This is a genomic window from Pseudomonas sp. PA-7-1E, assembly GCF_021605325.1.
GTDB lineage: Bacteria > Pseudomonadota > Gammaproteobacteria > Pseudomonadales > Pseudomonadaceae > Aquipseudomonas > Aquipseudomonas fluorescens_BV.
Genome location: NZ_WKFA01000038.1, coordinates 25,427 through 51,758 on the forward strand (window position 1 = coordinate 25,427; position 26,332 = coordinate 51,758).

Genomic DNA, 26,332 nt, shown 5'->3' on the forward strand with positions numbered 1-26,332 from the left:
CACTCAACTGTCACATCAAAGGATTTAGAGTAATCGCTATGAGCGAAGACCGATCGAGCAACGGGCAGAAGTCATGGCTGGGTAAACTGACCCAGGCTTTTGCCCACGAGCCGAAAAACCGCCAGGAGCTCTTGGAGCTGCTGCGCGATGCACACCAGAACAAGTTGCTGGACAGCGAAGCGCTGGCCATCGTCGAGGGCGCCATCCAGGTGGCTGATCTGCAAGTACGTGACATCATGGTCCCGCGCTCGCAGATGATCAGCATCAAGGCGACCCAGACCCCACGGGAATTCCTCCCGGCCGTGATCGACTCGGCGCATTCGCGCTACCCGGTGATCGGTGAAAGCCATGACGACGTCATGGGTGTCCTGCTCGCCAAGGACCTGCTGCCGTTGATCCTCAAGGAGAATGGCGACAGCTTCAACATCAAGGACCTGCTGCGCCCGGCCACCTTCGTGCCGGAGTCCAAGCGCCTGAATGTGCTGCTGCGCGAGTTCCGCGCCAACCACAATCACATGGCCATTGTGATTGACGAATACGGCGGCGTGGCCGGCCTGGTCACCATCGAGGACGTGCTGGAGCAGATCGTCGGCGACATCGAAGACGAGCACGACGTCGAAGAAGACAGCTACATCAAGCCGCTGCCCAGCGGTGACTTCCTGATCAAGGCGCTGACGCCCATCGAGAACTTCAACGAGTTCTTCGACAGCGAGTTTTCGGACGATGAGTTCGACACCGTCGGCGGCCTGGTGATGAGTGCGTTCGGGCACCTGCCCAAGCGTAATGAAACCACCGAGATCGGCGCCTATCGCTTCCGCATCCTCAATGCTGATAGCCGTCGTATCCATCTGATCCGTTTGACACCCATCGCCCGCTAAGGACTGACATGCGCCGTCTCACCTCACCCGGCTGGCCCGGTAACTTGCTGGCCGTGGTGGCCGGCGCCATCACAACCCTGGCGCTGGCGCCGTTCGATATCTGGCCGTTGGCGCTGGTAGCGGTCGGCCTGTTCTATATCGGCCTGCGGGAGCTGACACCCCGCCAGGCCCTGGGCCGTGGCTGGTGTTTCGGCTTCGGCCTGTTTGGTGCCGGCACCAGTTGGATCTACTACAGCATCCACCACTTCGGCGGCGCTTCGGTGCTGCTGGCGGGGTTCCTGATGCTGCTGTTCACCGCCGCCATCGCCTGGTTCTTTGCCCTGCCCGCCTGGCTATGGGCGCGCTGGTTGCGCCGTAACGAAGCACCACTGGCGGATGCATTGACGTTCGCCGCGTTGTGGGTCGGCCAGGAAGCCTTTCGTGGCTGGTTCCTTACCGGCTTCCCGTGGTTGTACTCCGGTTACAGTCAACTCGATGGGCCGTTGACCGGCCTCGCGCCATTGGGTGGGATGTGGCTGATTTCCTTCGCCCTCGCGCTCACTGCCGCATTGCTGTGCAACCTGCCGCGCCTGCTGGCCAGCAAGCGCAATGCCTTCATCGGCGCGGGCCTGTTATTGCTGGTTGCGCCCTGGGCGATTGGCCTGGCACTCAAGCATCACGCCTGGACATCGCCGTCTGGTGCGCCCCTGAGCGTGGCTGCGATTCAGGGCAACGTCGAGCAAAGCATGAAGTGGGACCCGGACCAGCTCAATGCACAGTTGGCGCTGTACCGCGACATGAGCCTGAGCTCCAAGCGCGTCGACCTGCTGGTCTGGCCGGAAACTGCCGTGCCGGTGCTCAAGGAGTCCGTGGAGGGCTACCTGGGCATGATGGGCAAGTTTGCCGCCGACCGGGACAGTGCGCTGATCACCGGGGTACCGATTCGCCAGGAAGTGCACCACCAGAAGCGCTACTTCAACGGCATCACCGTGGTCGGCGAAGGCGACGGCACCTACCTCAAGCAAAAACTGGTGCCGTTTGGCGAGTACGTTCCGCTGCAGGACATGCTGCGCGGGCTGATTGCCTTCTTCGACCTGCCCATGTCGGACTTCGCCCGCGGCCCTTCTGACCAGGCCATGCTGCAGGCCAAGGGTTATCAGATTGCGCCGTTCATTTGCTATGAAGTGGTGTACCCCGAATTCGCCGCCGGCCTGTCGGCCCAGAGCGACCTGCTGCTGACTATCAGCAACGACACCTGGTTCGGCCGCTCCATCGGCCCGCTGCAGCACCTGCAAATGGCGCAAATGCGTGCGCTGGAGGCTGGCCGCTGGATGATCCGCGCCACCAACAACGGCGTGACCGGGCTGATCAACCCGTTTGGGCAGATCACCGCGCAGATCCCGCAGTTCGAGCGCGGCATTCTCTATGGGGAGGTGGTGCCGATGCATAACCTCACGCCGTACCTGCAATGGCGTTCGTGGCCGTTGATCATTGTGTGTGTGCTGCTCTTTGGCTGGGCGCTGTTGGCTGCTCGGATGGCCAAAACGGTCTGACCTGTGGGAGCTGGCTTGCCTGCGATGGCGGTGTATCAGTGCCCTGAGTGCTCACTGACCCACCGCCATCGCAGGCAAGCCAGCTCCTACATTTGACCTCCTGTGTTGCGCCTACCGGTAGAACAACCGATACCCCACCTGCCCCACCGCTTCATTGATCAACTGCCCGCTTTGCCACACCGCCTTGACCTCCGGCATCCAGCCACCCAGCGGTCGGCCATGGTCGACACCCAAAAAGCCCACCGGCCCCGGCACCACGGTGAAGCCGGCCTTTTCAAAACTCCACACCGAACGCGGCATGTGCCAGGCCTGGGTCACTACCACTACACGCTTGATGCCTTGCGGCAACAAAATCTCGGCGCTCATCTGGGCGTTTTCCCAGGTAGTACGGCTGCGCTCTTCTTTCCAGCGCACGGTGACACCGAAGTCATCCTGCATCGACACGGCCATCAGCTCGGCCTCACTGGGCGGCGTGCCGTAGTGCAAGCCGCCGCTGGTCAGCACTGGCAAACCGGATGCCTTGGCCAGCCGCGCGGCAAAACGCTCACGTTCCAGGCCAATACCGGTGGGCTGGTCGCTGCCCCACGCAATATCTCCACGCTCGCGCCCCGAGCCCAGCACCACAATCGCATCGGCACGCTGGGCCAGGGTGGCCCAGTCTTCCCGGACCAAAGGCGGCTCTGTCTCCAGGGCACGGGCGCCCCATTGCACCATCACTGGCAGGCTGATCAACCACATTCCGCCCAGCCCCAGGGCAAAGCACAAGCCCGCCAGGCGCGGACGGCTGCGGCGAAACCACCAGGCACACGCCAACAACAGCAGAAAAATACCGGGCGGCAACAACAGTTGTTTAATGAAATAACGAAAAGGCATCGGGCATCTCCAAAGATGCCCGAAGCCTAGATGCATCGGGGTTTTGCAACAATCCTTACCGACAACATTTTGATAACGCTAACGGATAACGCGGGGCTCACTTGCACCGCACGGAGCGGAAGTTCTCTGGCCCGCGGCCGGTCGCCAGGTCTTTGAGCCAGATGACCTTGGCCGAATGAGCAGGCGGGGAAGCCTGCCCATGGGAGGCGCGGTCGTGATTCAACGCCAGATAGTTCTTGATCAATTCAAGCTCCGCCAGGCTCAAGCCTCGCAACTCCAGCTCCAGAGGCCGTTCATCACGCAATCGGCCTGCGGTTCTTGCGGCGTCCAATGCCCGACCCAAACGGTCGATCAATCCTTCATACAACTGCGGTTTCGTTAAAGTTCGCTGCGATTCAACCATCCCCTCACCTCATTGAAGAAATACTTGCTCCCCACTAAACAGCGTAGCCCCCGTTGCTGCGCCTGCCCGGTGCCGCGACAGACGGCCCTTGGCGCGCAATCAGGGTTTCCCTCGATAGAGTGGGGTCATGTATGCTACGGCGCTTCCTGTAACTCCACTTCCCGCAGGGTTTGGGCACGGACGCGCCGCTTCTTGGTGTCGAACAACCCGGACAGTGCACCGAAGAGGATTAGGCCACCCCTATCCAGTTCAAAAGTAGCCATGCACGAACAATATCAGCCCCGTGAAATAGAAAATGCCGCCCAAACCTTCTGGGACGAGCAAAAGTCCTTTGAAGTCAGTGAACAGCCAGGCAAGGAGACTTACTACTGCCTATCGATGTTCCCTTACCCCAGCGGCAAGCTACACATGGGGCACGTGCGCAACTACACCATCGGCGACGTGATTTCGCGCTACCAGCGCATGCTCGGCAAGAACGTGCTGCAACCCATGGGTTGGGACGCCTTCGGCATGCCGGCAGAAAACGCCGCGATGAAAAACAACGTGGCGCCCGCCAAGTGGACCTACGAAAACATCGCCTACATGAAGACCCAGTTGCGCAGCCTGGGCCTGGCGGTGGACTGGTCCCGCGAGGTCACCACCTGCAAGCCGGATTACTACCGCTGGGAACAATGGCTGTTCACGCGCCTGTTCGAAAAAGGTGTTATCTACAAAAAAAGCGGCACCGTGAACTGGGACCCGATCGACCAGACCGTACTGGCCAACGAACAGGTCATCGACGGTCGCGGCTGGCGTTCCGGCGCGCTGATCGAAAAGCGCGAAATCCCGATGTACTACTTCAAGATCACCGCCTACGCGGATGAACTGTTGTCGAGCCTTGACGATCTGCCGGGCTGGCCTGAACAGGTCAAGACCATGCAGCGCAACTGGATCGGCAAATCCAAGGGCATGGAAGTGCAGTTCCCGTACAACGTCGACTCCATCGGCGAAGCCGGCGCACTCAAGGTGTTCACCACCCGCCCCGACACCCTGATGGGCGCGACCTACGTCGCCGTGGCCGCCGAACACCCGCTGGCCACCCAGGCCGCACAGAACAACCCTGAGCTGCAGGCGTTCATCGCTGAATGCAAAGGCGGCAGCGTGGCCGAAGCCGACGTCGCCACCCAGGAGAAAAAAGGCCTGCCGACCGGCCTGTTCGTCGAGCACCCGTTGACCGGCGAGAAACTGCCGGTTTGGGTCGCCAACTACGTATTGATGCACTACGGCGATGGCGCCGTCATGGCCGTGCCGGCCCACGACGAGCGCGATTTCGAATTCGCCACCAAGTACAGCCTGCCTATCAAGTCGGTCGTGCGTACCAGCTCGGGTGATACCAACCCCGCTCCGTGGCAAGACGCCTACGGCGAGCACGGCACGCTGATCAACTCCGGCGAATTCGACGGCCTGGACTTCCAGGGCGCGTTCGACGCCATGGAAGTGGCCCTGATCAAGAAAAACCTCGGTGCCTCGCGCACCCAGTTCCGTCTGCGTGACTGGGGCATCAGCCGCCAGCGCTACTGGGGTTGCCCGATCCCGATCATCCACTGCCAAACCTGCGGTGACGTGCCGGTACCGGAAGACCAACTGCCGGTCGTGCTGCCAGAAGACGTGGTGCCGGATGGTGCTGGCTCGCCGTTGGCGCGCATGCCCGAGTTCTACGAGTGCAGCTGCCCTAAATGCGGCGCGCCGGCCAAGCGTGAAACCGACACCATGGACACCTTCGTCGAGTCCTCGTGGTATTACGCTCGTTATGCCTCGCCGCACTATGAAGGCGGCCTGGTGGAGAAATCCGCAGCCGACCATTGGTTGCCAGTGGATCAGTACATCGGTGGCATCGAACACGCCATCCTCCACCTGCTGTACGCGCGCTTCTTCCACAAGCTGATGCGTGACGAAGGCCTGGTGAGCTCCGATGAGCCGTTCAAGAACCTGCTGACCCAGGGCATGGTGATCGCCGACACTTACTATCGCCGCGAAGCCAATGGCGCCTACACCTGGTTCAACCCGGCGGATGTCGAGCTTGAGCGTGACAGCAAGGCCAAAGTCATCAGCGCCAAGTTGAAAGCCGACGGCCTGCCGGTGGAAATCGGTGGCACCGAGAAAATGGCCAAGTCCAAGAACAACGGCGTCGACCCACAGTCGATGATCGATCAGTTCGGCGCCGACACCTGCCGCCTGTTCATGATGTTCGCCTCGCCGCCTGACATGAGCGCCGAATGGTCCGACTCGGGCGTCGAAGGCTCGCATCGTTTCCTCAAGCGTGTCTGGCGCCTGGCCCACGCTCATGTCAGCCAGGGCCTGCCGGGCAAGCTTGATATCGGCGCGTTGAACGACGAGCAGAAAGCCGTTCGCCGCAGCATCCACCTGGCTATCCGCCAGGCCAGCCAGGACGTTGGGCAGAACCACAAATTCAACACCGCCATCGCCCAGGTGATGACGCTGATGAACGTGCTGGAAAAAGCCTCGCAGGCGACCGAACAAGATCGTGCGCTGATCCAGGAAGGCCTGGAAACAGTTACCCTGTTGCTCGCGCCGATCACGCCGCACATCAGCCATGAACTGTGGAGCCGTCTGGGCCACAGCGGTGCCGTCATCGATGCCGCCTGGCCGGTGCAGGATGACAGCGCCCTGGTACAGGACACGCTGCAACTGGTCATCCAGGTTAACGGTAAACTGCGTGGCCAGATCGACATGCCGGCCAGCGCCAGCCGTGAAGAGGTTGAAGCAGCTGCACGTATCAATGAGAACGTGCTGCGCTTTACCGAAGGCCTGACCATCCGCAAGGTGATCGTGGTGCCCGGCAAACTGGTCAATATCGTCGCCAGCTAAATCGGATCGGGCGCGGGGCTTGGCCCCGCGCCGAACTAAACCTTTAGGGCCCGATAAGGCCCACCTGGTTTCAAGGGGAGCAACAAAATGATCAAACGCAATCTGCTGGTTATGGGCCTTGCCGTGCTGTTGAGCGCTTGCGGCTTCCAGCTGCGCGGCACCGGCACCAATGAGCTGTCGCTCAAGGAACTCGACGTCAGCGCCCGCAACGCCTACGGCGAAACCGTCACCCAGCTGCGCCAGACCCTGGAAAACAGCGGTGTGCACGTGTACAACGGCGCAACCTACAAACTGATCCTGACGGATGAGCGAGAAACCCAGCGCAATATCAGCTACGCCAGTGCTGGCCGTGCGTCCGACGTCGAGTTGAACACAGCGCTGATGTTCGAAATACAAGGCCGTGATCAGTTGCCGTTGATGGGTGACAAGATCCAGGTGCAGAAAGTGGTGAGCCACGATGGCAACAACCTGGTGGGTTCGGACTCCGAGACCATCCAGGTGCGCAAGGAAATGCGTCGTGAGCTGATCCAGCGCATGATGACTCGCCTGCAAATGCTCACCCCGGAAAAACTGGCTGAGCTGCAGCAAGTGGCCGACAACAAAGCCAAGGCTGACGCCGACGCCCTGAAAGCCGCGCAGGAATATGAAGACAACACACCGAAACAGTCGCCTGTTGAAGTCCCTGTCGAGTAAGCCAGACGGGGCGCCCCTGGCGCCCCGTTCGCCCCGCCTATGAAACTTGCCCCCGCCCAACTCGCCAAGCACCTGCAAGGTGGCCTTGCGCCTGTCTATATCGTCAGCGGTGATGACCCGCTGCTGTGCCAGGAAGCGGCCGACGCTATTCGCACCGCCGCACGCCAACAAGGCTTCGATGAACGCCAGGTCTTCAGTGCCGACGCCAGTTTCGACTGGGGCACGCTGCTGCAAGCTGGCGCGAGCATGTCGCTGTTTGCCGAGAAACGCCTGCTGGAACTGCGCCTGCCCTCGGGCAAGCCGGGCGATAAAGGCGCGGCGGCGTTGATGGAATACTGCTCGCGCCCCGCCGAAGACACCGTGTTGCTGGTCAGCCTGCCCAAGCTCGACGGCAGCGCGCAGAAAACCAAGTGGGGCAAGGCTCTGGTTGAAGGTCCACAGACTCAGTTCATCCAGATCTGGCCGGTGGACAGCAACCAGTTGCCGCAGTGGATTCGTCAGCGCCTGTCTCAATCAGGTCTCGCTGCGACACAGGATGCCGTGGAGCTGATCGCCGCTCGGGTCGAGGGCAACCTGCTTGCCGCCGCCCAGGAGATCGAAAAGCTCAAGCTGATGGCCGAAGACGGGCAGATCACCGTCGAAACCGTGCAAGGCGCAGTGGCCGATAGCGCGCGCTTTGATGTGTTCGGCCTGGTGGACGCCATCCTCAACGGCGAGCCCGCCCACGCCCTGCGCATGCTTGAAGGCCTGCGCGGCGAAGGGGTGGAACCCCCGGTGATTCTCTGGGCCCTGGCCCGTGAGCTGCGCGTGTTGGCGAACATTGCGCTGCAATACAGCCAGGGCACACCGCTGGACAAATGCTTCAGCCAGGCCCGGCCACCGGTGTGGGACAAGCGCAAACCCCTGATGAGCAAAGCCCTGCAACGGCACTCGGCGCAACGCTGGGCGCAACTGTTGCTGGAAGCGCAGCGCATCGATGCACAGATCAAGGGCCAGGCGGCCGGCTCGCCATGGATGAGCCTGAGCCGTCTGTCGCTGTTGATGGCCGGCCAGCGCCTGGCGTTGCCTGCCGAATAAACCCTTCTGTACAACAGCTCCCACATTGACTCTGCCCACTGCTTATTTGCGACATTTCCCACCTATCGACGGGCTTTACAGCCGGCCCACTTCGGCAGATGATTTGCACCGCTGCATTCCACCCCCAAGCGAGAGAATCCATCATGAGCAAAAAGCCATCCAAGCATGGCCCCAACAAAGCCAAATCCATCATCGCCCAGCCACTGTTCCGCAGCCGTCAGGAACGCGCCGGCAAGGGCAAAGGCAGCTACCGCCGCGAAGCCTTCCAGTCTAATAGCTGGGAGGCTTCTTACTTTCTGGCTGCCTGAAGGCAAGCGCCCCTCTGGCATGATAAGGTCTGTACCTGATTTGTAACCCCTGGACCTGTGCATGCCCTCTCGTCTTTCTCGTCATTGGCACCTGCGCCAATTGATCGCTGCCTCCAGCCTCATTCTGCTCGTCGCCTGCGCCGAAAAACCTACCGCTGCGGACGCTCAACCCCTGCCCAAGCTCCAGACGGCCCCGGCTATCGCGCCTGCCGTGGTGGCCCCGTTGGCGGTGGACAATCTCGATATCCAGCCGACCCAGACCTTTGCCGAATGGCAAGCTGGCTTCCGTGCGCAAGCGCTGCAGGCCGGGATCACTGCGGCCGTGTTCGATAACGCTTTTGCCGGCGTCACACCTGATATGGCGGTGATTCGCGCCGACCGCAGCCAACCCGAATTTTCCCGCCCAGTGTGGGAATACCTCGACGGAGCACTGTCGCCGGTGCGCGTGCGCAATGGCCAGGCACTGCTGGTCAAGTACGCCGATATTCTGCAAAGCATCGAGCAACGCTATGGCGTCGACCGCCAGGCGCTGGTCTCGGTGTGGGGCATGGAGAGTAACTTCGGCGCTTTCCAGGGCAATAACTCGGTGATCCGCTCCTTGGCCACCCTCGCCTATGAAGGACGTCGTCCGGCCTTTGCGCAAGCGCAGTTGCTGGCAGCGCTGCAGATCATCCAGCATGGCGATATTCAGGCCGACCAGATGAAAGGTTCCTGGGCCGGGGCGATGGGCCAGACCCAGTTCATCCCGACCACCTACAACACCCATGCCGTGGACTTCGACGGTGACGGTCGCCGCGATATCTGGAACAGCCCGTCCGACGCCCTCGCCTCCACGGCGCATTACCTGCAAAGCTCGGGGTGGCAGAAAGGCCAGCCGTGGGGCGTTGAAGTACAGCCGCTGCCGTCGGGCTTCGACTACAGCCTGGCCGATGGCGGCGTGCGCAAGACCGTGGCGCAATGGCTGCAACTGGGCATCCAATTGCCGCCTGGCGTGAGCCTGCCGGCCAATGTCGACCAGCTGTCCGCCGCCCTGCTGCTGCCGGCCGGCTACCGTGGCCCGGCGTTCCTGGTGCTGGATAACTTCCGCGCGATCCTCAAGTACAACAATTCGTCGTCCTATGCACTGGCGGTTGGTTTGCTGTCGGAGCGATTTGGCGGCGGCGGTGTGATTCGGGGCAGTTGGCCAAAAGATGAGCTGCCACTGAGCCGTTCGCAACGCATAGACCTGCAGACGGCGCTCAGCGCCAAAGGCTATGACGCGGGTAATGCCGACGGGATTATTGGCGCCAACACGCGCAAGGCGATTCGGGCTGCACAGCAGGCGCTGGGCTGGCCGGCGGATGGGTATCCGACGGTGAAATTGCTGGAATCGCTGCAGAACCGCTGAAGTGATCGCTCCCACGCTCTGCGTGGGAGCGCTGCCTTGGACGCTCCGCGTCGGCGGCTGAAGAGGGTGACGCAGAGCGTCACTGGAGGAATTCCCACGCAGAGCGTGGGAACGATCAGGCCTTGAACACTACATCCTGCTCCAACACCACCCGCTGCTCCCCCGCATCCAGGCGCACCAAGGCGCCCATCGGCAATGTCAGGTTCGGGTCGCAATGCCCACTGCGCCAGCCTGCCAGCACTGGAATGCACAGCGGCTCAAAGGTCTGCTTCAGCAGACGCGCCAATGCCGCGCTATCCACACCGGCCACATCCCCTACCAACACGCCAGCGACTTGAGCCAGCTTGCCAGCCAGGCGCAGGTGGGTCAGCAGGCGGTCGATGCGATAGAGCGGTTCGTTGACGTCTTCGATAAACAGGATGATGCCATCAGCGTCTATTTCGTAAGGCGTGCCCATGACCGCGGCGATCATCGACAAGTTACCGCCCAGCAAACGCCCACAAGCCACACCTGGCTCGATTGTGGTCAGCGGGTAGGCCATCGGGTGCGGCAGCACACTGCCGGCGCCCCGTTGGCCACGCAGCAGGCTGAACAAAGAGGATTCGGTGGGCGGCTGTTTGCCACCGAGCAGGTCGGCATTGAGCATCGGGCCATGGAACGTCACAAAGCCCGCATAGCGGTTGATGGCCAGGTGCAAGGCGGTGATATCGCTGTAGCCCACAAACGGCTTGGGGTTGGCGCGCAGCAGGTCAAAGTCCAGCGCATCGAGCAAACGGGGCGTGCCATAGCCGCCACGCAGGCAGAGGATGGCATCGATGTCGGGGTTGGCGAAGGCGGCATGCAAATCGCGCAGGCGCACTTCATCGCTACCGGCCAGGTAGCCGTCGCGCTCGTGCACACCAGGGAAAATGTGCAGGTCGTAGCCACGGGCACGCATCCATTGCCGGGCTTTTTCAACATCCAGCGCGGCGGGGCCGGCGGGGGCGATCAGGCCGAGGGTGCCTTCGGGGCGCAGTGCAGGTACGGCGGCGGTCATCCATGGTTCTCCCTATATGACGCAGAACGAAATGTGGGAGCTGGCTTGCCTGCGATGCAAGCGCCTCGGTGTATCAGTGACACCGAGGTGATGCTATCGCAGGCAAGCCAGCTCCCACACAAGCCCGCATTTCACATTGATTCTGGAGCGGCTTACGAAACCAGGCTCGCCTTGACCAGCTTGGCCTGCTCATCGGCGTGGTACGAAGACCGCACCAACGGGCCCGAGGCCACGTTCTTGAAGCCCATCTTGTAGCCTTCCTCGGCGAACCAGGCGAAGGTGTCCGGGTGCACGAAACGCTGCACCGGCAAGTGGCTGCGGGACGGTTGCAGGTACTGGCCCAGGGTCAGCATGTCGATGTCGTGTTCGCGCATGCGCTTCATGACTTCGATGACTTCTTCGTCGGTTTCACCCAGGCCCAGCATCAAGCCGGACTTGGTCGGGATGTGCGGCATCATCTGCTTGAATTTCTGCAGCAGGGTCAGCGACCACTGGTAGTCCGAACCCGGGCGCGCCGCCTTGTACAGGCGCGGCACGGTTTCCAGGTTGTGGTTGAACACATCCGGCGGCTCGGCAGCGGTGATGTCCAGGGCGACGTCCATCCGGCCACGGTAGTCCGGCACCAGGGTTTCGAGCATCACGTTCGGCGACAGCTTGCGGATCTCGCGGATGCAGTCGGCAAAGTGCTGGGCACCACCGTCACGCAGGTCGTCGCGGTCTACCGAGGTGATCACCACATACTTGAGCTTCAGGTCGGCGATGGCGATGGCCAGGCTTTCTGGCTCATTGACGTCCAACGGCTTCGGACGGCCGTGGCCGACGTCGCAGAACGGGCAGCGACGGGTGCAGATGTCACCCATGATCATGAACGTGGCGGTGCCGCCAGAGAAGCACTCGCCCAGGTTCGGGCAGGAGGCTTCTTCGCATACGCTGTGCAACTTGTGTTTGCGCAGCAGCGACTTGATACGGTCGACTTCCGGCGAAACCGGGATGCGCACGCGAATCCAGTCAGGTTTCTTCGGCAGTTCGGTGGTCGGGATGATCTTGACCGGGATGCGTGCAACCTTCTCGGCGCCGCGCAGCTTGACGCCGGCTTCCACCTTGGCACGCGGGGCCGGGGCTGGACGCTCAGTGATGTCCAGCGTCGGGATCATGGTTTGCACAACATCAGTAGTCATATCAATCGATTCCGCCCGTCAGGGTCGTCTGCTCTGCATAGTCGAGGTGTTTGACGAGCTGCGCGCGCAGCCGGGCACTTACCTCGGCAAATTCTATGGATGTTGCATGGTCACTCAACTGGGTCATCGCAAGCCCGGCGTAACCGCACGGGTTGATCCGTCGGAACGGCGCCAGGTCCATGTCCACATTCAAGGCCAGGCCATGAAAGGAACAACCGTGGCGAATGCGCAGCCCCAGGGAGGCGATTTTCGCGCCATCCACGTATACACCCGGTGCATCGGGCTTGGCCACGGCGGTCACGCCGTAACTGGCCAACAGCTCGATCAGGCACGTCTCCATGCGGCTGACCAGGTCGCGCACGCCAAACCCCAGCTTGCGCACGTCCAGCAGCAGGTAAGCCACCAGTTGACCGGGCCCATGGTAAGTCACTTGCCCCCCTCGGTCGACCTGCACCACCGGAATATCACCCGGCAGCAGCAAGTGTTCGGCCTTGCCGGCCTGGCCTTGGGTGAATACCGGCGGGTGTTCTACCAGCCAGATTTCATCCGGGGCCGAAGTGCCGCGCTCATTGGTAAAGCGCTGCATGGCATGCCAGACCGGCTCGTATGCCATCCGGCCGAGCTCGCGAAAGCCCAGGACTTGCGACATCACAGCACCATATGCACGAAGCCGGTGGCTCGCAGTTCGCTGTTGATGTTGTAGAGCTGGTCTTGATCGGTCGCAACGATGTGCAACTGGATCGTGGTGTACTTGCCGGTGGAGCTTTGGCGCTCGTCCACGCGGTTGTCGTTGATCGTCGCGTGCTTCCTGACGATCTCGAGAATCTTGTCCTTGCGGCCGACACCGGTATCGCTGATCACCTTGACGGGATAATCCGTCACAGGAAATTCGATCTTTGGCGCCTTTACTTCTACGTCTTTATCGGTCATGGCAGAACAGCCTCGTAAGCGCTAAGCCGTGGCGACGGGCAAAGCCCCGCGTTGGATCAACGCGGGGCTTTGCAGGTGCACACAATCAGTTGAACAAGCCGTAGAAGAATAGACGGATGCTATCCCATACGCGGCGGAAGATACCACCTTCCTCGACAGCGTCCAGCGCGATCAGGTCGGCGCTGTGCACCACCTTGTCGTCGAGCTTGACTTCGACCTTGCCGATCACATCACCCTTGGCGATTGGCGCAACCAATTGCGGGTTCAGGGTCATGCTGGCGGCGAGCTTTTTCAGCTGGCCTTTAGGCATGGTCAGGGTCAGGTCGTCGGCCAGGCCGGCCTTGACTTGCGACGTCGCGCCCTTCCACACCGGCGCGGTCGCCAGCTCAGCACCCTTCTGGTAGAAGGTCTGGGTTTCGAAGAAGCGGAAGCCGTAAGTCAGCAGTTTTTGCGTCTCGGCCGCACGGGCCTGCTCGCTGTTGGTGCCGAATACCACGGCGATCAGGCGCTGGCCATCACGTACGGCGGACGACACCATGCAGTAGCCGGCTTCGTCGGTGTGGCCGGTCTTCAGGCCATCGACGGTCTTGTCGCGCCACAGCAACAGGTTGCGGTTAGGCTGCTTGATGTTGTTCCAGAAGAATTCCTTCTGGGAGTAGATCGCATAGTGCACCGGGTCAACGCGGATGATGGCGCGCGCCAGGATCGCCATGTCATGAGCCGACGAATAGTGCTCTGGGTTCGGCAGGCCGGTCGGGTTCATGAAGTGGCTGTTGGTCATGCCCAGCTCACCGGCGGTTTTGTTCATCATGTCGGCGAAGGCGTCTTCGCTGCCGGCGATGTGCTCGGCCAGGGCGACGCTGGCGTCGTTACCGGACTGGATGATGATGCCGTGCAGCAGGTCGCTCACGGTGACTTGCGAACCCACCTTGATGAACATCCGCGAACCACCGGTACGCCAGGCGTTTTCGCTGACGGTAACCGGGTCGTTTTCGCCGATCTGGCCGCGACGGATTTCTAGGGTCGCGATGTAGGCGGTCATCAGCTTGGTCAGGCTGGCAGGCGGCAGGCGTACATCACCGCCGTTTTCGACCAGCACGTTGCCACTGGCGGCGTCCATGAGGACCCACGACTTGGCGGCCAGTTGCGGGGAGGCCGGCACCATTTCAACCGCCCAGGCGGCTGGCGTGATGATCAGCGAGATAAGCAGGCACGTACGTTTGGCTAAGGTGGTGATGTTCATCCGTCTCTCGAAATTGCTTATGGAAACTTGCCCTCGCGGGCAAAACTATTCAGACAGCCCGCTTCCAGACTGTCACGTGTTCGGTTGCCCGCTCACCCCTTGCCCCTGGGTTTTTATTGTTCAACGAGCCAACAACCAGGGTTCAAGCGCGCATGCGCGTCTGAGCCATCAATCCGTTACTGCTTATTCTGCGGTGACCACGCTGGGTTGCCCCAGATTGGCCAGACGCACGCTGTTCTGCACTTGCGCCACTTCGCTCGGCGAGCCGATAGGGCCCATGCGTACACGGTGCAAGGTTTGCTGGTTACGCACGATGGAACTGATGAAGACCGGCGCGCTGACCATGCCGCTGAGCTTGGACCTTAACAGTTCTGCCGCATCCGGGTTGGCGAAAGCGCCGACCTGCAGGTATTGCCCACCGGCCATGGAGGCGCCCGCTGCCGCGTGAGGTACCACCACGGTATCAGGCGCATGCTGCGCAGGTGGCGGGGTCCATTGCTCGATCTTGCCGGTGGAGGCCGTCACTTGCGGTTGCGGGGTTGGCGGTTCGTTGAGCATCAACGGCGCGGGTTTGCCACGCTGGGCCCAATACTGCGCCGGATCGATGCCTTCGACCTTGACCCGTGCGGTGCCGGTTTCGGCATAACCGAGTTTCTTGGCGGCCGCGTAGGACAAGTCGATGATCCGGTCCGAATAGAACGGCCCACGATCATTGACCCGCAGGATCACGGTGCGATTGTTGTCCAGGTTGGTCACGCGCACATAGCTGGGCAGCGGCAGGGTCTTGTGGGCCGCGCTCATGCCATACAGGTCATACACTTCGCCGTTGGCGGTGTTCTGGCCATGGAACTTGGTGCCGTACCAGGACGCGGTGCCCGACTGCACGTAAGTCTTGGATTCCTGCAGCGGGAAGTAATTCTTGCCCAGCACGGTATAGGGGTTGGCCTTGTACGGGCCGGTGTGCAGGGTCGGCGTGGCGTCCGGGATTTTCGACACATCCACATCCCACCACGGCGCGCCGTCTTTGTGCGCGCGGTTGATGTCCAGGCCCGGCTGGGCACGTACCACCGCACCGCCCGCCTTCTTGGCCGGCGCACGGTTAGGGGTGGTGGAGCAACTGGCTAGCAACAAGGACAACGCGGCGAACGCCACCAGCTTGAGCGGTTTTTTGAACGGCGATACCCGCATTACTTGTTGCCCCGTGCTTGAACCAGCTCATCTGACAGCTGATGCACGGCCATGGCGTACATCACACTGCGGTTATAACGCGTGATTGCGTAGAAATTCTTCAGGCCCATCCAGTATTCAGGGCCATTTGCGCCTTCCAGGCGGAATGCCGTCACCGGCATGTCGTCGCGTGGCGCATTCTGACTCGACCAGCCCAGCGCTCGCAACTCCCCGACGGTCTTGACCGGTTCGATACCTTGGGTCAGGCCCTCGTCGGCGCGCTCGCCCGTGACATCGGCGCGGATAACCACCGGCTCCCCGGCGACCCAACCGTGGCGCTTGAAGTAGCTGGCCACGCTGCCGATGGCATCGTCGGGGTTGCTCCAGATATTGATGTGCCCGTCACCGTCGAAATCCACCGCATAGGCGCGAAAGCTGCTCGGCATGAACTGCGGCAAGCCCATCGCCCCGGCGTAGGAGCCCTTGAGGCTCAGCGGGTCGACCTGCTCTTCGCGGGCCAGCAACAGGAATTCGCGCAGTTCCTTGCGGAAGAACTCGGCGCGGGGCGGGTAATCGAAGCCCAGTGTCGACAAGGCATCGATCACCCGGTAGCTGCCGGTGTTGCGCCCGTAGAAGGTTTCGATGCCGATGATCGAGACGATCACCTGCGCCGGCACGCCGTACTCCTGCTCGGCGCGGGCCAGTACCGCCTCGTGCTGGCGCCAGAAATCCACGCCGCGGGCGATGCGCGCATCAGTGAGGAACATCGGGCGATAGTCCTTCCACTGCTTGACGCGTTCGGCGGGCCGGGAGATGGCGTCGAGGATCGCCTGCTTTTTCTGGGCTTCGCGAAACACGCCCATCAGTTGCTCACCGGCAAAACCGTAGTCGCGGGTCAGCTCACCGACAAATTCGGCAACCTGGGGAGAGCCATCGTAGTCACCGGCCTGCGCCTCTTGCGTTGCACCCAGCAGCCCGATCAGGCCCATCCAGGTCGCATGCCGAGTCGCCCAGCCGCGCATTACTTGCATTGACATCTTCACCTTATTCAAACCTGTGCGATCCACTTGCGATGCGTATGAATCGACATCAAAACCCCAAACGCTGACAGCAATGTCACCAGCGAAGTTCCGCCGTAGCTAATGAATGGCAACGGCACCCCAACCACCGGCAGCAGGCCACTGACCATACCGATGTTGACGAAAACATAAACAAAAAAAGTCATGGTCAGGCTGCCGGCGAGCAATTTGCCGAACAGCGTCTGCGCCTGGGCAGTGATCACCAGGCCGCGACCAATCAACAGCAGATAAATCAGCAACAACGCGCAAATGCCCACCAGGCCGAACTCTTCGCCCATCACCGCGATGATGAAGTCGGTGTGGCTCTCGGGCAAGAAGTCCAGGTGAGACTGGGTGCCCAGCAACCATCCTTTGCCAAATACCCCGCCGGAACCGATGGCCGCCTTGGATTGGATGATGTTCCAGCCAGTACCCAGCGGGTCGCTCTCCGGGTCGAGGAACGTCAGGATCCGTTGCTTCTGGTAGTCGTGCATGAAGAAGAACCACATGGCCACGGCCACGGGCACGGCGGCTGCCAGCACGCTGAGGATCCAGCGCCAGCGCAGGCCGCCCATGAACAATACGAACGCCCCACCGGCGAGGATCAATAACGAGGTGCCAAGGTCCGGCTGGCGCACGATCAACACAAAGGGCACACCGATCAGGATCAGGCTGATCGCCACGTGCTTGAGCTGCGGCGGCAAGGTGCGCTTGGACAGGTACCAGGCAATGGTGGCGGGCATCAGGATCTTCATGAATTCCGACGGCTGGAAGCGAATCACACCGGGGATGTTGATCCAGCGTGTGGCGCCCATGGCGTTGTGGCCCATGACGTCCACCACCACCAGCAACAACACGCCGGCGACATACCCCAAGGGCACCCAGCGCGCCATGAAACGCGGCTCCAGTTGGGCGATCACCACCATCGACAGCAGGCCCAGGCCAAACGAGGACGCCTGCTTGATCAGCAGGTCCCAGTTCTTGCCGCTGGCCGAATACAGTACAAAAAGGCTGCCGGCCGCCAGGGTCAGCAGCAGGATCAGAAGGGGGCCATCAATGTGCATGCGTTGCAGCAACGTCGCACGGCGACGCATCACATCTTCGCTGGAGAGGATGCGGTCAAAATTACTCTTCACGGGCCGTAACCTCGGGGCTTGAAGGGGGGCCGCCATACTCGGGCTTGAGCCGGCCATCGTCGGCCAGCAGCCAGGCGTCCATCACCTGGCGTACCACTGGGGCCGCGACGCCGGAGCCGGACTCGCCGTTCTCGACCATCACTGCCACCACGATCTTCGGGTCTTCCGCCGGGGCAAAGCCGACAAACAAGGCGTGGTCGCGGTGGCGTTCCTGCACCTTGGAGCGGTCATACTTTTCGCCCTGCTTGATCGCGACCACTTGGGCGGTACCACTTTTGCCGGCAATGCGGTATTGAGCGCCAATTGCCGCTTTGCGCGCAGTGCCGCGAGCGCCGTGCATCACCTGCTGCATGCCGTGGTTGACCTTGGCCCAATCGGACGGGTCACGCAGCACAATGTCAGGAATAGGATTGTCGTCCACCGGCTTTTCGCCTTCGATGGTCCTGGCCAGGTGCGGTCGATTCCACACGCCTTTGTTCGCCACCAGCGCCGTGGCCTGGGCCAGTTGCAGCGGAGTGGCCTGCATATAGCCCTGGCCGATACCCAGGATCAGCGTTTCGCCAGGGAACCACGCCTGGCGGCGGGTCGCACGCTTCCACTCCCGCGACGGCATCAGGCCGGGGGATTCTTCGAACATGTCCAGGGAGACTTTCTGACCGAGGCCGAACTTGCCCATGTAGGCAGACAGCCGATCAATTCCCAGTTTATGGGCCAGGTCGTAAAAATAGGTGTCGTTGGAGCGCATGATCGCGGTGTCCAGGTCGACATAGCCGTCACCGGAGCGGTTCCAGTTACGGTACTTGTGGTCGTAGTTGGGCAGCATGTAGTAGCCAGGGTCGTACACCCGGCTTGAGGCCGTGACCACGCCAGCATCCAGGCCGGCAATCGCAACCGCCGGCTTGATGGTCGAGCCCGGTGGGTACAGGCCGCGCAACACACGGTTGAACAGTGGCCGGTCGATGGAATCACGCAGCTCGGCGTAGGCCTTGAAGCTGATGCCAGTCACAAACGGGTTGGGGTCGAAGCTGGGCTGGCTGACCATCGCCAGCACTTCGCCAGTCTTCGGGTCCAGCGCCACTACGGCACCCCGCCGACCGCCCAGGGCCATCTCGGCAGCTTCCTGCAACTTGATGTCCAGACTCAGGACAATGTCCTTGCCAGGCACCGGATCGGTGCGCTTGAGCACGCGCAATACGCGACCACGCGCATTGGTCTCGACTTCCTCGTTACCTACCTGGCCATGCAACTCGGCCTCGTAGAAGCGCTCGATACCGGTTTTGCCGATGTGATGGGTGCCGCTGTAGTTGATCGGGTCGAGGGTTTTCAGCTCTTTCTCGTTGATCCGCCCCATGTAGCCAACGGAGTGGGCAAAGTGCGGCCCTTGCGGGTAATGCCGCACCAACTGCGCCACCACTTCCACACCCGGCAGGCGGAACTGGTTCACCGCAATACGGGCGATCTGCTCTTCGGTCAGCTCGAACAGGATCGGCACCGGCTCGAACGGCCGGCGCCCCTGCCGCATGCGCTTCTCGAAGACGGCCCGGTCTTCCGGCGTCAGTTGCAGCACCTCGACGATGACATCCAGGACCTGCTTCCAGTCGCCGGAGCGTTCACGGGTCATGCTCAGGCTGAAGCTGGGCCGGTTATCGGCAACCACTACGCCATTGCGGTCGAAAATCAGGCCACGGGTCGGGGGAATCGGCTGCACATGCACCCGGTTGTTTTCCGACAGCGTGGAGTGATAGTCGTACTGGATCACCTGGAGGAAATACAGCCGCGCAATCAGCACGCACATCAGCACCACCACCAAGACAGCACCGAACACCACCCGCGCGCGTACCAGACGTGCGTCTTTCTCGTGGTCCTTGATGCGGATCGGCTGGGTCATCGGGGGCGGCGCAGACTATTTGTGGTAAGGGTGCCCGGACAGAACTGTCCAGGCGCGATACAGCTGTTCACCGATCAGAATCCTTACCAACGGGTGCGGCAACGTCAGCGCCGACAGCGACCAGCGCTGATCGGCCCGCGCACAGACTTCCGGCGCCAGCCCTTCCGGGCCGCCGACCATGAAATTGACCGTGCGCGAATCCAGGCGCCAGCGATCCAGTTCCACCGCCAGTTGCTCGGTGCTCCAGGGCTTGCCGTGCACTTCAAGGGTGACGATGCGCTCATTGGGGCCGACCTTGGCCAGCATGGCTTCGCCTTCCTGACGGATAAAGCCCGCCACGTCGGCGTTCTTGCCCCGGGTATTGAGCGGTATTTCCACCAGCTCAAGCGACAGCTCAGCGGGCAGACGCTTGGCATATTCGTGCCAGCCTTCTTCCACCCACTTGGGCATGCGTGAACCGACAGCGATCAGACGCAGGCGCACAGCCGTTCCTTATTCCTGGTCTTTGTTGAGCTTGTCGAAGTGCGCGTGGCCCACTTCCGGGCTGTGGTGCTTGCCATCGGCGGCACGGCTCTGCTCGGCGCCTTTCCACAGACGTTCCAGGTCGTAGAACTGGCGAGCATTGGAGGTCATCATGTGAACGATCACATCGTCCATGTCCAGTAGCACCCAGTCGCTGTCGCCCTTGCCTTCTTCACCCAGTGGCTTGACGCCCTGGGCTTTGACGGCTTCGCGAACCTTGTCCAGCATCGCGCCGATCTGGCGGTTGGAGGTACCGGTGGCGATGATCATGAAGTCGGTGATGCTCTGCTTGTCGCGCACGTCCAGCACCTGGATGTCCTGGGCTTTAACGTCTTCCAGGGCAGCCACGGCGACTTTCACCAGCTCTTCGCCAGCCAATTCCGGGCCGACATGGGCTTCAACCGGCAGCGGCGCGCTTTTGAAGGTGCCTTTGCGCTTAACTTTGCTTACGTCTTTGTTCGTCATATAAAACTCGTTTTGCTCGTATGTTCGGGCGCTTGCTGCACGGTTCGTGCGTTCAAGCGCGCCTTTTCAGTTCGACGCACGGTAAAGCCCGTGCGCATCGATGTAGGCCAGGACCGCGTCAGGCACCAGGAAACGTACCGACTTCCCGCTGGCCAGCAGTTGACGGATCTGGGTGGCGGACACCGCAAGCGGGGTCTGCCAGACGAATGCAATATTCCCGTTCGGCCCGGTCAGGGCCAAGGGGTCACTTACCGACCGCGCGGCCAGCAGGTTGCGCAAGGCATCCGGCGGTTCGCTGTCGGCATCCGGGCGTTGCAAAACCAGGATGTGGCAATGCTGGAGGAGTTCCTCCCAGCGGTGCCAAGAGGGCAGGCCGCAAAATGCGTCCCAGCCCAAAAGCAGAAACAGTGGGTCATCCGCGGCCAATTCGGCGCGCATCAGCTCCAGGGTGTCGATAGTGTAGGACGGTTTATCGCGCTTGAGTTCGCGATCGTCCACCACCAGCGGCGATATACCTTCCACGGCAACACGCACCATTTCCAGGCGTTGCTCGGCGGCCACCTGCGGCGTGTCGCGATGGGGCGGCCGGAAATTGGGCAGCAGGCGCAGCTCATCCAGCGCAAGGGCATCCGCAACTTCGAGGGCACTGCGCAAATGGCCGATGTGCACGGGGTCGAAAGTACCGCCGAGCAGCCCGATGCGTTTAGTCATCAAGTGCGCACATGACCGTCGCCAAACACCACGTACTTCTCACTGGTCAGCCCTTCGAGGCCCACCGGGCCGCGTGCGTGGAGCTTGTCGGTGGAAATACCGATCTCAGCCCCCAGGCCGTACTCGAAGCCGTCGGCAAAACGCGTCGAGGCGTTGACCATCACCGAAGCGGAATCCACTTCGTTGAGGAAACGCCGGGCATCGCTGAAATGCTCGGAAACGATGGCGTCGGTGTGCTTGGAGCCATAGGTATTGATGTGTTCGATGGCCTGGTCCAGATCGTCGACGATGCGGATCGACAGGATCGGGGCCGTGTACTCGGTGTACCAGTCCTGCTCGGTCGCCTCGATGACGTCCGCACCCAGCAGCGCACGGGTGCGCTCGCAACCGCGCAGCTCTACCGACTTGTCACGGTAGATGGCGGCCAGCGGCGGCAGCACACGCTCGGCAATGCCAGCGTGCACCAGCAGGGTTTCCATGGTGTTGCACGGCGCGTAGCGGTGGGTCTTGGCGTTGTCGGCAATGCGAATCGCCTTGTCGAGGTCGGCGGCGATGTCGATGAACACATGGCAGACGCCGTCCAGGTGCTTGATAACTGGCACCTTGGCATCACGGCTGACGCGCTCGATCAGGCTCTTGCCACCCCGCGGCACGATCACGTCGACGAATTCCGGCATGGTGATCAGCGCGCCCACGGCAGCACGGTCGGTGGTTTCCACTACTTGCACCACTTCAGCCGGCAACTCGGCCACGGCCAGGCCCTGCTGGATGCAGGCGGCGATGGCGCGGTTGGAATTGATCGCTTCGGAACCGCCACGCAGGATAGTGGCGTTGCCAGACTTAAGGCACAGGCTCGCGGCGTCGATGGTCACGTTCGGACGCGACTCATAGATGATGCCGATCACGCCCAGGGGCACGCGCATCTTGCCCACCTGGATGCCGGACGGCAGGTAGCGCATGTCGCGAATTTCACCGATGGGGTCAGGCAGCTTGGCCACCTGACGCAGGCCTTCGATCATGTCGTCGATACGTGCCGGGGTCAGCGCCAGGCGGTCCAGCAGGGCTGGCTCCAGGCCGTTAGCGCGCCCATTGGCCAGGTCCAGCTCGTTGGCGGCGGTCAACTCGGAGCGCGAAGCATCCAGAGCATCCGCAGCCGCCAGCAGCGCACGGTTCTTCTGCGCGGTGCTCGCACGGGCGATCAACCGCGAGGCCTGCCGGGCAGCGCGACCCAGGCGGGTCATGTAGTCAAGAACGGACTCAGTCATGGTCAGGGAGTCTTGGCAAAGAGGAAAGCGGCAGATTATAGCTGTGACGCCGCCCGACTGACAGCGGTGAGGGGCGGATGGTCGAAATGAACTGTAAAAACCCCAGGTTCAGCCGTAATTAAGGTGAGAGTTGTTATGATTCGGTCACATTTAGCCGTATCAACCCTTGACCGCCATGCCCGACTTCCCCCCGCTGCTCCCCGCCAGCCCGCTGCCCGATAGCTTCTTCGACCGCGATGCCCAACTGCTTGCGCGTGAATTACTCGGAAAAGTCATTCGTCATCGTGTGGGCGATCTCTGGCTTTCGGCGCGAATTATTGAAACCGAAGCCTATTACGTGGCCGAAAAAGGCAGCCACGCCTCACTCGGCTACACAGAAAAGCGTAAGGCTTTGTTTCTGGATGGTGGCCATATCTACATGTACTACGCCCGTGGCGGTGATTCGTTGAACTTCAGCGCCCACGGCCCGGGTAATGCCGTGCTGATCAACACGTCCATGATTTACCTGTGATTTAACTGTTCTTTATCCCTCGAATCATAACGGCATATAAGAAGCATTAGAATAATTACCATTTAGATTTAACTGTGTGATGTAGAAAATGCTAACAAGAAGTGACCACGAAGTGATGGCAAAATGCTTTGCTGTGAAATATAATTAACGAATCGGTTCGTTTTTTTGTGCAGGGCAACTGAAATGTTTAGTTTTTTTACAAAAAGGCAAAAGCATTACGATATTGTCAAACATATACTGCGGAAAGACTACAAAATTGAAAGCGAATTAAATCCAAATTTTATTTTGGTTTCGGAATATAAAAGCATAGTTAGTGAAGCGGTTCGTAATGAGATAAGTGATGAAGAGGTCGCAATAAAAGTTGCGGCTAGATATTGTGCAAAATTAGCAGTTCATGACCAAATACAAGAAGCAAAGCAAATCACGCCAAGACTGCTACTTGCTGCTGAATATTTTTTAAGTCGAGGTTTAATCTCGAAAGAAGTCTGGGATTACGTGCATGCAGAGCTATCAAATTCTGTTCTATCTACAAAAGACAAGATGTAACACATTTACTTGCAAGGTCGATTTTTGTGCTTGAACTTGTTCAAGTATAAAAATTGAGCACATATAAATTTTCAAAAGTGAAATTTGTGCTAAATCAAAAACAAGTCTTTTACAACCACAAATCTCATCTTCGCACTGCAAGCATTAAAATGCTATTTTCAAAAAAAATCTAAAAGTTTTTTCATAACTTTACATGAAATTATTGATAGTTTGATTTTTCTAACCATCAATTAATGGCTTATATACGGCAAAAAACGTTGTCAATAGCAAATCGAAAATATATTTATAGTCCGACCTTATTCACATTTACGGGTCAACCTTATTTAACTTTTTCTTAATTGAGTTTTGCAACTAACCACTTCAACAAAAAGCATCGAGAAACCTAAAAATCTCTCCCAGTTTAATTTCATTCTCGAACGTGGGGGTGGGTCACCCAAAAAAATGAAAATATTCAAACCCTACCACTCGATTTAAAAATAAAACACAACTCACAAAAACAAGCATAAGACCCATGATTTCAGTTAATTGATATTAGGGTAGCGTAAAACGCTTACCCCCTTTAAAAACGTCATTTGCGTGAGTTGTATTTTCAAAAGCATTTCGTTGCTTTTCTAAAAGCGAAGCTACCAGATGCTTTTGACTTTATTCCCAGTTCAACCCAATAGGGCAAGGGGTTTATAATTTTCAAAGTGTCACACACGCGGTAGTAAAGCACTGGAAAAACTTCGTTTTATGATTTGCTTCGCTTCGCTCTTCAAATCTGCGAACTTCGTTCGCCTTTCCCAGATGCTTTTGACTTTTCGCCCCGAACGGGGCATGGCTTTTGATTTTGATTGTAAAAGTATTTAAGAGTATTTAAGAGTCCTTAAGAGTATTTAAGGTAGTTATTTTTTACTGTTTCCAAGCCAAAAATCAGGCTAATAGGCCCAGCGTTATATGCATAAAGGCCCAGCGTAATATGATGATAGGCCCAGCGTAATATGTAAATAGGTCCAGCGTTATATGTGAATAGGCCCAGCGTAATATGTAGCATTATCATGCTAAATAAAAGTTCTAGCGTTGTTCTGTTGACTTATTAAAATACTATGATTAGATAGTATTAGTAGAACAATAAAAAGGAGACGCTATGCAGCTAATATTCAACCAGATTGAAACCAAAAAAAAGATTTATGCACAAGATACATACATGACTTTTGCAAAGTCAATTCTTCACCTACCTATCTTTCAATCCGTCAAGAACAGCGAGCGAAAGAGAACAACGTTAAAAATTGAGAATATTTATGGGTTTAAGAATGTAGAAATGCGTTTCTATCCTTTGTCAGTAGGCTTTGATTTTGACGTTTTTTATTACATTCTTCAAAAAAAGATGAAATCCGAAAAACTGTCATTCACAATTAACCTTACCCACTTTATGAAGTTCCACAAGGTTCACCCTAGCAACAAGAAGGTTTACATAGAGAAATTAAAGCAGTCGCTTGATAACATGCTTGATTTTTACTTAAAGTTTTCATACGGCCCTAAAACATACAAATGCCATTTATTGACCCATGTTGAAGAAAATGAAGAAAATAGAGAAGAGATAAAGATAACTTTCAGCAAGTTTTTTGAGAACTTCTACAAGCATGACCCTGATTTGATTTTCAATCTCCAACTTGACCAATTTAAAGAAATCAAAGGCGACTATGCAAAAATATTGTATATGTTCTATTTCACAAATAGATTTAATGATAGTGTTAAATTCAAAATTGACGAAGTGCTACAAAGGTTGCAGGCTGATTTTTCTGTCAAGAAAAAGGCGTATGAATACATAAAAAAAGCACATGATGAACTGATAAATATTGGGTATTTGAAAAGTGTAAAAGTCATTAAAGATGGTCGTGAATTATCTGGCTATGAAATTGAATTTGAAAAAAGAAGAGCGAAGCCATTACCTGAACCAAAAGAAGAAATTCAAACTAAAGAAAAAATATCGTTTGAAGAGTTCGATGAAGAGTTGCCTTTTTAATGAGGTCATGCAATACAAAAAAGCCCATAGGGCTTTTATTATTTATCTGCTATAAAAAATCACGTCTTGATTTTGGCTAATCTGTTCTTCTTTTTACCCAAAAAGCCACCTTCAAACTTTACAGGAATATCATTTTTTTCAAGTTCAACTTCTTGAACATCTAAAAACTCATTGATGTATTTTTGACCATCAGGCGAATCAAGTTCTTTATGCATTAACTTTAATTGGTCGTTTATTTTATCAAGTTGTGCTTTGTTAGGTTTTGACTGTTGGTAATTGATACTACGATTAATACAAGCCTCAACGAAGTTTTTAACAGATGAAAACGCGTCTGTAAGTCTTTCATAATAGGTTCTTTTATCTTCGATTTTAATATCAAGCTCGTTGATTTCATCAGTTTTTGAACTTATTGAAGAAACTAGCTTATCTTCGTTTTGCTGCAATATAAGAATGTTATCAACAATGGCATTAACTTCTTTTTTACCATCATCAATCTTCAAGCCAAGCTCTTCGTTGGTGGTTTTTAGTTGTTCATTTTCAGTTTTATAGATACGATTAGCACCTAAAATTCTTTTAAGGTCTTTGTCTAATCTAGCTTTATCTTCAGCCTTTTGTTTTAATTCTTTACTAAGGGCTTCAAGCTCTTCAATAC

The 26,332-nt window shown here is 58.2% G+C and carries 25 protein-coding genes and 1 pseudogene; 10 read left to right on the forward strand and 16 right to left on the reverse strand.

The features are described 5' to 3' along the window. Positions 1-38: 38 nt before the first annotated feature. Both GIW79_RS20745 and lnt read left to right on the forward strand, forming a co-directional pair. Positions 39-878 (forward strand): HlyC/CorC family transporter, encoded by an 840-nt coding sequence (locus tag GIW79_RS20745; RefSeq protein ID WP_003194444.1) that lies wholly within the window; start codon positions 39-41, stop codon positions 876-878. A gap of 8 nt (positions 879-886) precedes the next feature. Continuing rightward, complete coding sequence (lnt, locus tag GIW79_RS20750) at positions 887-2,410, forward strand: apolipoprotein N-acyltransferase (RefSeq protein ID WP_034126913.1); 1,524 nt, start codon at positions 887-889, stop codon at positions 2,408-2,410. Positions 2,411-2,521: 111 nt separating this feature from the next. On the opposite strand, the gene GIW79_RS20755 is transcribed toward lnt, so the two are convergent. Further along, positions 2,522-3,283 (reverse strand): YdcF family protein, encoded by a 762-nt coding sequence (locus tag GIW79_RS20755; RefSeq protein WP_089042510.1) that lies wholly within the window; start codon positions 3,281-3,283, stop codon positions 2,522-2,524. A 97-nt stretch (positions 3,284-3,380) separates the two neighbouring features. Beyond that, the gene (locus tag GIW79_RS20760) at positions 3,381-3,686 is read right to left on the reverse strand and encodes a hypothetical protein (protein ID WP_034126911.1); all 306 of its coding nucleotides are present in this window, start codon (positions 3,684-3,686) and stop codon (positions 3,381-3,383) included. A 261-nt stretch (positions 3,687-3,947) separates the two neighbouring features. Here GIW79_RS20760 and leuS point away from each other — a divergent pair, with 261 nt between their 5' ends. From leuS to GIW79_RS20785, 5 genes are all read left to right on the forward strand, one after another. Beyond that, positions 3,948-6,554, forward strand: coding sequence for a leucine--tRNA ligase (gene leuS / locus GIW79_RS20765; RefSeq protein WP_003194453.1), 2,607 nt, complete (start codon positions 3,948-3,950; stop codon positions 6,552-6,554). 87 nt (positions 6,555-6,641) lie between these two features. Continuing rightward, the gene (locus tag GIW79_RS20770) at positions 6,642-7,247 is read left to right on the forward strand and encodes an LPS-assembly lipoprotein LptE (RefSeq protein WP_014720078.1); all 606 of its coding nucleotides are present in this window, start codon (positions 6,642-6,644) and stop codon (positions 7,245-7,247) included. 39 nt (positions 7,248-7,286) lie between these two features. Next, entirely contained in the window at positions 7,287-8,324 is a 1,038-nt protein-coding gene (holA, locus tag GIW79_RS20775) for a DNA polymerase III subunit delta (protein WP_003194456.1), read from the forward strand. A 143-nt stretch (positions 8,325-8,467) separates the two neighbouring features. Next, positions 8,468-8,632 (forward strand): alternative ribosome rescue factor ArfA, encoded by a 165-nt coding sequence (arfA, locus tag GIW79_RS20780; RefSeq protein WP_003176285.1) that lies wholly within the window; start codon positions 8,468-8,470, stop codon positions 8,630-8,632. Positions 8,633-8,693: 61 nt separating this feature from the next. Next, on the forward strand, positions 8,694-10,019 hold the full coding sequence (locus GIW79_RS20785; RefSeq protein WP_003194458.1) for a lytic murein transglycosylase: 1,326 nt from the start codon (positions 8,694-8,696) through the stop codon (positions 10,017-10,019). A 115-nt stretch (positions 10,020-10,134) separates the two neighbouring features. Here the strand turns inward: GIW79_RS20785 and GIW79_RS20790 are convergent, their stop codons facing one another. The 13 genes from GIW79_RS20790 to GIW79_RS20850 all read right to left on the reverse strand — a co-directional run bounded on the left by GIW79_RS20790 (position 10,135) and on the right by GIW79_RS20850 (position 22,618). Next, a complete protein-coding gene (locus GIW79_RS20790) occupies positions 10,135-11,055 on the reverse strand; it encodes a S66 peptidase family protein (protein WP_034126908.1) in 921 nt (306 codons plus the stop codon). 152 nt (positions 11,056-11,207) lie between these two features. Then, positions 11,208-12,209, reverse strand: a complete 1,002-nt coding sequence (lipA, locus tag GIW79_RS20795; protein WP_161793230.1) for a lipoyl synthase — start codon at positions 12,207-12,209, stop codon at positions 11,208-11,210. A gap of 25 nt (positions 12,210-12,234) precedes the next feature. Next, entirely contained in the window at positions 12,235-12,882 is a 648-nt protein-coding gene (gene lipB / locus GIW79_RS20800; protein ID WP_034126907.1) for a lipoyl(octanoyl) transferase LipB, read from the reverse strand. After that, positions 12,882-13,163 carry a DUF493 domain-containing protein gene (locus GIW79_RS20805; RefSeq protein ID WP_005791752.1) on the reverse strand — a complete coding sequence of 94 codons (282 nt, stop codon included), beginning with the start codon at positions 13,161-13,163 and terminating at the stop codon, positions 12,882-12,884. Before GIW79_RS20805 ends, lipB begins: the two co-directional genes overlap by 1 nt. 85 nt (positions 13,164-13,248) lie before the next feature. Further along, positions 13,249-14,406, reverse strand: coding sequence for a D-alanyl-D-alanine carboxypeptidase family protein (locus GIW79_RS20810; RefSeq protein ID WP_003194468.1), 1,158 nt, complete (start codon positions 14,404-14,406; stop codon positions 13,249-13,251). 183 nt (positions 14,407-14,589) lie between these two features. Further along, on the reverse strand, positions 14,590-15,594 hold the full coding sequence (locus tag GIW79_RS20815; protein WP_236454480.1) for a septal ring lytic transglycosylase RlpA family protein: 1,005 nt from the start codon (positions 15,592-15,594) through the stop codon (positions 14,590-14,592). Beyond that, positions 15,594-16,604: a lytic murein transglycosylase B gene (gene mltB / locus GIW79_RS20820; RefSeq protein ID WP_054896188.1), complete on the reverse strand. Its 1,011-nt coding sequence runs from the start codon at positions 16,602-16,604 to the stop codon at positions 15,594-15,596. Before mltB ends, GIW79_RS20815 begins: the two co-directional genes overlap by 1 nt. A gap of 17 nt (positions 16,605-16,621) precedes the next feature. Then, positions 16,622-17,725, reverse strand: coding sequence for a rod shape-determining protein RodA (gene rodA / locus GIW79_RS20825; RefSeq protein WP_044268991.1), 1,104 nt, complete (start codon positions 17,723-17,725; stop codon positions 16,622-16,624). A gap of 31 nt (positions 17,726-17,756) precedes the next feature. Then, entirely contained in the window at positions 17,757-19,655 is a 1,899-nt protein-coding gene (mrdA, locus tag GIW79_RS20830; RefSeq protein WP_034126905.1) for a penicillin-binding protein 2, read from the reverse strand. A gap of 15 nt (positions 19,656-19,670) precedes the next feature. Continuing rightward, the gene (rlmH, locus tag GIW79_RS20835) at positions 19,671-20,138 is read right to left on the reverse strand and encodes a 23S rRNA (pseudouridine(1915)-N(3))-methyltransferase RlmH (RefSeq protein WP_236454483.1); all 468 of its coding nucleotides are present in this window, start codon (positions 20,136-20,138) and stop codon (positions 19,671-19,673) included. Between the two features lie 9 nt (positions 20,139-20,147). Continuing rightward, the gene (gene rsfS, locus GIW79_RS20840; RefSeq protein WP_003176298.1) at positions 20,148-20,642 is read right to left on the reverse strand and encodes a ribosome silencing factor; all 495 of its coding nucleotides are present in this window, start codon (positions 20,640-20,642) and stop codon (positions 20,148-20,150) included. A gap of 66 nt (positions 20,643-20,708) precedes the next feature. Next, positions 20,709-21,353 (reverse strand): nicotinate-nucleotide adenylyltransferase, encoded by a 645-nt coding sequence (gene nadD, locus GIW79_RS20845; RefSeq protein ID WP_003194480.1) that lies wholly within the window; start codon positions 21,351-21,353, stop codon positions 20,709-20,711. After that, positions 21,353-22,618 (reverse strand): glutamate-5-semialdehyde dehydrogenase, encoded by a 1,266-nt coding sequence (locus GIW79_RS20850; RefSeq protein WP_034126904.1) that lies wholly within the window; start codon positions 22,616-22,618, stop codon positions 21,353-21,355. Before GIW79_RS20850 ends, nadD begins: the two co-directional genes overlap by 1 nt. A 175-nt stretch (positions 22,619-22,793) precedes the next feature. On the opposite strand from GIW79_RS20850, the pseudogene GIW79_RS20855 reads away from it, so the two are divergent. The 3 genes and pseudogenes from GIW79_RS20855 to GIW79_RS20865 form a co-directional block, all read left to right on the forward strand. Next, positions 22,794-23,126, forward strand: a pseudogene (locus GIW79_RS20855) (DNA-3-methyladenine glycosylase); the annotation flags it as partial. Positions 23,127-23,312: 186 nt separating this feature from the next. Further along, on the forward strand, positions 23,313-23,675 hold the full coding sequence (locus GIW79_RS20860; protein WP_152612749.1) for a hypothetical protein: 363 nt from the start codon (positions 23,313-23,315) through the stop codon (positions 23,673-23,675). Between the two features lie 1,126 nt (positions 23,676-24,801). After that, positions 24,802-25,680, forward strand: coding sequence for a hypothetical protein (locus tag GIW79_RS20865; protein WP_034004180.1), 879 nt, complete (start codon positions 24,802-24,804; stop codon positions 25,678-25,680). A 59-nt stretch (positions 25,681-25,739) separates the two neighbouring features. Here GIW79_RS20865 and GIW79_RS20870 read toward each other — a convergent pair. Further along, the coding region (locus GIW79_RS20870) for a hypothetical protein (RefSeq protein ID WP_236477409.1) at positions 25,740-26,332 on the reverse strand (593 nt) is incomplete at its 5' end.

Bases quoted from the DNA above. Each gene is read 5' to 3' on its own strand.
- GIW79_RS20860 (WP_152612749.1), top strand. From the start codon at position 23,313: ATGTTTAGTTTTTTTACAAAAAGGCAAAAGCATTACGATATTGTCAAA.
- lnt (WP_034126913.1), top strand. From the start codon at position 887: ATGCGCCGTCTCACCTCACCCGGCTGGCCCGGTAACTTGCTGGCCGTG.
- nadD (WP_003194480.1), bottom strand. From the start codon at position 21,353: ATGACTAAACGCATCGGGCTGCTCGGCGGTACTTTCGACCCCGTGCAC.
- mrdA (WP_034126905.1), bottom strand. From the start codon at position 19,655: ATGACCCAGCCGATCCGCATCAAGGACCACGAGAAAGACGCACGTCTG.
- mltB (WP_054896188.1), bottom strand. From the start codon at position 16,604: ATGCAAGTAATGCGCGGCTGGGCGACTCGGCATGCGACCTGGATGGGC.
- GIW79_RS20810 (WP_003194468.1), bottom strand. From the start codon at position 14,406: ATGAACATCACCACCTTAGCCAAACGTACGTGCCTGCTTATCTCGCTG.
- GIW79_RS20790 (WP_034126908.1), bottom strand. From the start codon at position 11,055: ATGACCGCCGCCGTACCTGCACTGCGCCCCGAAGGCACCCTCGGCCTG.
- GIW79_RS20785 (WP_003194458.1), top strand. From the start codon at position 8,694: ATGCCCTCTCGTCTTTCTCGTCATTGGCACCTGCGCCAATTGATCGCT.
- GIW79_RS20850 (WP_034126904.1), bottom strand. From the start codon at position 22,618: ATGACTGAGTCCGTTCTTGACTACATGACCCGCCTGGGTCGCGCTGCC.
- GIW79_RS20745 (WP_003194444.1), top strand. From the start codon at position 39: ATGAGCGAAGACCGATCGAGCAACGGGCAGAAGTCATGGCTGGGTAAA.
- GIW79_RS20805 (WP_005791752.1), bottom strand. From the start codon at position 13,163: ATGACCGATAAAGACGTAGAAGTAAAGGCGCCAAAGATCGAATTTCCT.
- holA (WP_003194456.1), top strand. From the start codon at position 7,287: ATGAAACTTGCCCCCGCCCAACTCGCCAAGCACCTGCAAGGTGGCCTT.
- leuS (WP_003194453.1), top strand. From the start codon at position 3,948: ATGCACGAACAATATCAGCCCCGTGAAATAGAAAATGCCGCCCAAACC.
- GIW79_RS20865 (WP_034004180.1), top strand. From the start codon at position 24,802: ATGCAGCTAATATTCAACCAGATTGAAACCAAAAAAAAGATTTATGCA.
- GIW79_RS20770 (WP_014720078.1), top strand. From the start codon at position 6,642: ATGATCAAACGCAATCTGCTGGTTATGGGCCTTGCCGTGCTGTTGAGC.
- arfA (WP_003176285.1), top strand. From the start codon at position 8,468: ATGAGCAAAAAGCCATCCAAGCATGGCCCCAACAAAGCCAAATCCATC.
- GIW79_RS20815 (WP_236454480.1), bottom strand. From the start codon at position 15,594: ATGCGGGTATCGCCGTTCAAAAAACCGCTCAAGCTGGTGGCGTTCGCC.
- GIW79_RS20760 (WP_034126911.1), bottom strand. From the start codon at position 3,686: ATGGTTGAATCGCAGCGAACTTTAACGAAACCGCAGTTGTATGAAGGA.
- lipA (WP_161793230.1), bottom strand. From the start codon at position 12,209: ATGATCCCGACGCTGGACATCACTGAGCGTCCAGCCCCGGCCCCGCGT.
- lipB (WP_034126907.1), bottom strand. From the start codon at position 12,882: ATGTCGCAAGTCCTGGGCTTTCGCGAGCTCGGCCGGATGGCATACGAG.
- rodA (WP_044268991.1), bottom strand. From the start codon at position 17,725: ATGCGTCGCCGTGCGACGTTGCTGCAACGCATGCACATTGATGGCCCC.
- GIW79_RS20755 (WP_089042510.1), bottom strand. From the start codon at position 3,283: ATGCCTTTTCGTTATTTCATTAAACAACTGTTGTTGCCGCCCGGTATT.
- rsfS (WP_003176298.1), bottom strand. From the start codon at position 20,642: ATGACGAACAAAGACGTAAGCAAAGTTAAGCGCAAAGGCACCTTCAAA.